Genomic DNA, 3414 nt, shown 5'->3' with positions numbered 1-3414 from the left:
ATTGATAAAACCGTCAGCGACGATAAGCCAGATACTACCAAGCGCGCACCTAAAGCTATACCAACCATGACTGACAAGCAAAGAAACACATTTGCCAATAAGCTGTTAAATAACTTTGATTTTATCCGTGATTATAGTTCTCAAACGATTGGAAAGAGCAGGGAAGAGCTGCTGATATGGGTTGAGCAAGGGTTAACAGACGATGAAACACGTCAAGAGTGGCGCAAATATATATTGATGTCAGGATATGAATTCCCCGATCCACTGAAAAGCTAAAACAGACTGTTATAAGTAGTTTCATTATACCAGTCTGTTTTAAGTAGTCTGTTAATACGTTTTAGGAATGAAGTAGCTGGTTCCTCTAGGGTATATAATTGTTGACAATGGTTATCAATATCATTACTATTTATCGTTTTTTAAAAACAAATGTATATTCTATAGTTTGCTATTTTGAGTTTATTATTTTTTGCTTTAAAGACAGTGTTTAATATTAATCAACTAATCAGTTTATAGAGCTGCCGTTACTGATTTTTTATAATGGAAATGGAGTAGTCAAAAATGCGTGAATTAGAGTTGAAAGAATTGGAAAGCGTTTCGGCTGGGTTTGCTTTGCCAGGAGCAGTTGTTGGAGGTGCAGCAGGAGGAGCTGGTTATGCAGGAGCTATGGCTGCTTCTAACCAAAAACCTACAGCTGTTGGTGGGGCACTCGCTGTAGGAACAGGAGCATTTGCAGGTTTTTTCGGTGGCCCTATGGGTATACAAACAGCCGTTAATGTTATAGGAGCTACTGCCACAGGTGGAGTTGTAGTTGGAGGAGTAACAAAAATGACTGATAAATCTGGTAGCGACTATGGTAAAGATGGTGGAGATTACTAACATGACGCAAGATTTAATATCTATTGCTTATTTCTTAGGTATATTGCTTATTTTAAATATACTCAGTTTTTTCTTTTATAAACATACTGGTTTAATTAAACCGAAACACCTATATTGGTATTTTTTTGTAATTTCCATGATTATTTCATATGTCATCCGCTTTCTTTATTTTAAATAATTAAATAGTTAATTCCAATATACGTATTTTTAGCTATTACTCCTATTCAATAATAGAAATTTTTATAGGTAAGATGTTTAAATTTTTATCCTGAATCATATATTAAATAATTTCTAATTTAGTCAGCCGTGTATTCCTTTAAACCATCTACTGCATCTTTCTCTAAAGCATCCACAAGAAAAGCACCCAGTAGTATTTTTTGCCGTGTCAGCTTCTTATCTAACTTCTGCTTCTCTCTATTTATCTTAAGCTCAAGATCGTTAATCTTCTGCTGCTCTTTCAAATAATTGCCACCAAGTAAGCTCATACCGTATCCTTGAATCACCAAATTATTCATGTACTTAACTATAGCAAATTCGCCAATACCTAACAACAGTTTATGATATAGTTATTTGACGGATGGTTGAGTCCCACTGACTAAGTGCGAGTTTTCGACTTCACAAATGTTTATTACCTACGGCAATACATTTATGAAGTCAAAACATCGGCAGGGGTAAGACCCCCACACCCCCAACATTGCAAAAAGACGCAATGTTAAAAACCTGAAAACAGAGCTTGTAGAAATGGCTATTTTTATCGCATCGACCAAATCAGTATCTCGCAGTAACGGACAAAGTGCCGTTGCCAGTATGAGATATCAAGCAAGGATAGAACTAGAGGATAAGCGCTATGGTAAGACCCATGATTATTCAAAAAAGCATGGCGTGATGAGCGCGGATATTATTTTGCCGTCAGCGTTGACTGCTGCCAACGCTAAAATTTCACGCAGTGATTTATGAAACAAAGCGAAGGCTGCCGAGAAGCGAGTCGATGCGCGTGTTGCTGGTTAATCTACCACATGAATTAAGCGCAGAAGATCGCAAAACAATCGTGCATCAGTTCGCCTAGACGCTTGCAGACAAATATGGCGCTATTAATCGACTAACTGATAAAGAAATTAGGCGGTAGTAGCGGTGACGTTAAACAAATGAATAGAGATATTATTTCATCATTTATTTATATCGAAGCCTTAGATGCCTATATTTCAGACGATAGCCGATCTAATGAAGTTAAGGAAGTCGCTAAAGAGCATCTAGCAGATACTATTAGTAAAACGTGTTATTAGCTTAAACATGCGCTTTCTGACATTCACAGACTATCTTCAAATGAGCGTGAGAAGCACACAGATGCGCTTAGAGCGTCTTTAAGCGCTTCTACTGAAGGATATAGCTCTGAGTTGTCTAAAGACCAAAATACGGCAATATAGAGCTGTATAAGCTCGTTTAATTACAATCAAGATAGAGCTGTTACCAAAAGGGGTGGTTTAAGTCGTTAATTTCTTTTATCCAATCTTGATAAATTACCTAGCTTTTTTCAGCAATATTTTTTTAATCCTTTTAATCCTTTTAATCCTTTTAAAGAGTTTTAAAGAGTTTTAAAGAGTTTTCCGCCCTCTGTAAGCACCGTGATATATAGCTTTCAACCTCTATATGTCTACAAATCCAAGGTTTAATGTCTACAAATCCAAGGTTTAATGTCTACAAATCCAAGGTTTAATGTCTACAAATCCAAGGTATTTACCTACATAGGTGTGATAGTATGTAGCTAAATAGTTTTTAGGACATGTGCTGATGAAAAAACCTCAAGATATGGTTGTTAAAAGTAATACGCTAATTGAAGCCAGTTACTCACTCACAGTTCAAGAGATAAGGCTGCTTGATATAGCTTTGGCTGACTTAGCAACTTATGACGAATGTGAAAAAGACCTTTTGACGATGCACGAGTTCGTGCATATAAGGGCTGATGAATACGCAAAGATATATGATGTTGATATGAAAACAGCTTATACAGCACTTAGAGAAGCAAGCGAAAACCTATTTACTAGATACTTTACTTACAGTGTGCAAAGTGAGAAGTTCCCGACTCACCAAGAGCATAGAAAAGCACGTTGGGTTTGGAATATAGCTTATGTAGAAGGTCAGGGCTTGGTCAAGTTAGCGTTTACGCCTGATTTAATAAAGCTAGCAGGGAAATTAAAAGGCGATTTTTCACGTTATCATTTGAAGCAAAAAGCACCGCTAACAAGCGTCTACGCGCATCGATTGTACGAAATGATGATGCAGTGGCGAAAGTCTAAAACAGTTCCTTCAGTCTCATACAACGAGCTAAGGCACAGGTTTGATATTGATGATAAAGAATATAAAAGAATAGCGAACTTTAAAGCTAGAGCATTAGACCCAGCCATCAAGCAAATTAACGAGCATACAGACATAATCGTCAGCTATGAGCAGTACAAGGAAGGTCGAAAAGTTGCGGGCTTCATCTTTAAATTTAATTTTAAAGACAAGCAAAAAGAACCGATCAAAACTACCATTAAAGAC

The 3414-nt window shown here is 36.8% G+C and carries 4 protein-coding genes and 1 pseudogene; 4 read left to right on the top strand and 1 reads right to left on the bottom strand.

The features are described from left to right. Both ACT3QP_RS14410 and ACT3QP_RS14405 read left to right on the top strand, forming a co-directional pair. Window positions 1–276 (top strand): annotated as a pseudogene (locus tag ACT3QP_RS14410) (replication initiation protein RepM); the annotation flags it as partial. A 282-nt stretch (window positions 277–558) separates the two neighbouring features. After that, window positions 559–876: a hypothetical protein gene (locus tag ACT3QP_RS14405; RefSeq protein WP_443554917.1), complete on the top strand. Its 318-nt coding sequence runs from the start codon at window positions 559–561 to the stop codon at window positions 874–876. 296 nt (window positions 877–1172) lie between these two features. Here ACT3QP_RS14405 and ACT3QP_RS14400 read toward each other — a convergent pair whose 3' ends face one another. Then, window positions 1173–1361 (bottom strand): hypothetical protein, encoded by a 189-nt coding sequence (locus ACT3QP_RS14400; protein ID WP_443554916.1) that lies wholly within the window; start codon window positions 1359–1361, stop codon window positions 1173–1175. A gap of 256 nt (window positions 1362–1617) precedes the next feature. Between ACT3QP_RS14400 and ACT3QP_RS14395 the strand changes: the two genes are divergently transcribed. Both ACT3QP_RS14395 and repM read left to right on the top strand, forming a co-directional pair. Next, on the top strand, window positions 1618–1833 hold the full coding sequence (locus ACT3QP_RS14395; RefSeq protein ID WP_444525978.1) for a MobA/MobL family protein: 216 nt from the start codon (window positions 1618–1620) through the stop codon (window positions 1831–1833). A gap of 831 nt (window positions 1834–2664) precedes the next feature. After that, window positions 2665–3414 (top strand): replication initiation protein RepM (repM, locus tag ACT3QP_RS14390; RefSeq protein ID WP_444525977.1); only part of this gene is annotated, 750 nt, incomplete at its 3' end.

Source organism: Psychrobacter sp. AOP7-B1-24 (genome assembly GCF_052376215.1).
GTDB lineage: Bacteria > Pseudomonadota > Gammaproteobacteria > Pseudomonadales > Moraxellaceae > Psychrobacter.
The sequence above is the reverse complement of the archived record's forward strand: the minus strand, read 5'-3'. Positions and strand labels throughout refer to the sequence as shown.